General features: G+C 67.3%; 2 pseudogenes. Both read right to left on the bottom strand.

Annotated features, from left to right (window positions below):
* Nucleotides 1-237 (bottom strand): annotated as a pseudogene (locus A2J01_RS30800) (Isoniazid-inducible protein iniA); the annotation flags it as partial.
* A 123-nt stretch (nt 238-360) separates the two neighbouring features.
* Nucleotides 361-1,567 (bottom strand): annotated as a pseudogene (locus A2J01_RS36685) (IniB N-terminal domain-containing protein); the annotation flags it as partial.

Below are 1,567 nucleotides of genomic sequence, written 5' to 3'. Positions count from 1 at the left end.
GCACACGTCGATGCCTAGCAGAGAATTGACGAACTGGCTCTTGCCCTGCTTGAGGGGTCCGACCACCACGATGCGAATACGCGGGTCGTTGACTCTCACCTGAGCGTTCTCGAGTCGGCGCACCAGATCCGTGCGCCCGAAATCCTTCGCCACGACGGCTGTTCGTTCGAGCAACGACGCCGTCGACGACGCGACGCGCGCCTTCCGGCTGCTTACCTGACTCGCTGAATCACTCATGAGCTACGTTGACCCGCAATTCTTCCCGACTCGAATATCCGGCCCTGCGAACGCATAGCGCACGCAGGGCCGGATTTGTTACATCAGGTCATTTTGACCGATTTCAGTTCCTGCGTCAGCAGATCAGGGATGCAGGTGATCGACAACCGCAACCGGGTCGATGTGATCGACCGGCGCTGCAACCGAATCCTCGGCGAAGAGCGAGTGTTCGGTATCGGCGCTCAGACCCGAAGTGGAACCCGAACCGAAAGCATCGGTCGCATCGATCGACGACCACGGGTTCAGCGCACCGGTCAACGAACTCGTCAGGTCGGACACTCCGCTCACTGCTCCACCGAGGGATCCGCCCAGGTCAGCGACTCCACCGCCGCCAACGGTACCGCCGCCGTCGACTGTGCCACCGGCAGCTGCGGCTGCGTCGGCTCCGATCGAACCGGTCACGTCGGTGACTGCTCCGACAGCCCCGCCGAGCGATCCACCTAGATCGGTGACGCCGTTCAGTGCGCCGCCGAGCGACCCACCCAAACCAGCCGCAGCGTTCGTGGCCGCGTCGAGACCTGCTGTTGCGTCGAGACCTGCTGTTGCGTCCAGCGCGCCGCCCACAGTTGCTCCGAGGTCGCCAGTCACACCGCCGAGGTTCAGGCCTTCTGCCGCGATGCTTCCGAGGTCGACGGAAGGCAGTTCAGCGGAGATCGGGCCGAGGTTCACAGCGCCGAGGTCGACGGAGGGCAAGTCGGCACCGATCGAACCGGTGTCGATTCCGCCGAGGTTCAGTGCCGTGTCCAGCGCTCCACCGAGTGCACCTTCGGCACCGAGAACGCTGTCGAGAGAGCCCCCCAGCCCGAGGCCCGCGCCCAGCGCACCGTCCAGCGCGCCGGTCAGGTCCGTGCCCACGGAACCGACAGCACCCAAGCCGCCTGCACCTGCGAGGGCGGTGTCGAGAGCCGCAGCGACACCGGCTGCCAAGCCTGCTTCACCGCCCAGACCGAGTGCACCACCGAGGTCGATTCCGGTAAGTCCGCCTGCGCCCAGCGCTGCGTCGAGAGCGCCGCCGAGACCGCCCGCGAGCCCGGCATCGACGCCGAGTGCCGAACCGAGAACACCCTCGAGGGCCGTCGACAGATTCGCGCCTCCGGCCAGAGCTGCCGCGAGGTCTGCGCCGAGACCGCCTTCGAGGTCGAGTGCTCCCCCGAGCAGTCCACCGAGTGCGCCACCCAGGTCGGCTCCGACCGTTCCCCCGGCACCGAGGGCGCCGGAGAGTGCCGCGCTGAGCTGCGCGCCGAGGTCTGCTCCGCCGCCGAGTACGGCGTCGAGGTCGAGTCCGCCGCCG

Source organism: Rhodococcus sp. EPR-134, from assembly GCF_001647205.1.
Classification (GTDB): Bacteria; Actinomycetota; Actinomycetes; order Mycobacteriales; family Mycobacteriaceae; genus Rhodococcus_F; species Rhodococcus_F qingshengii.
Note: the sequence above shows the minus strand (reverse complement) of the source record. Positions and strands in the feature narration are given on the sequence as shown.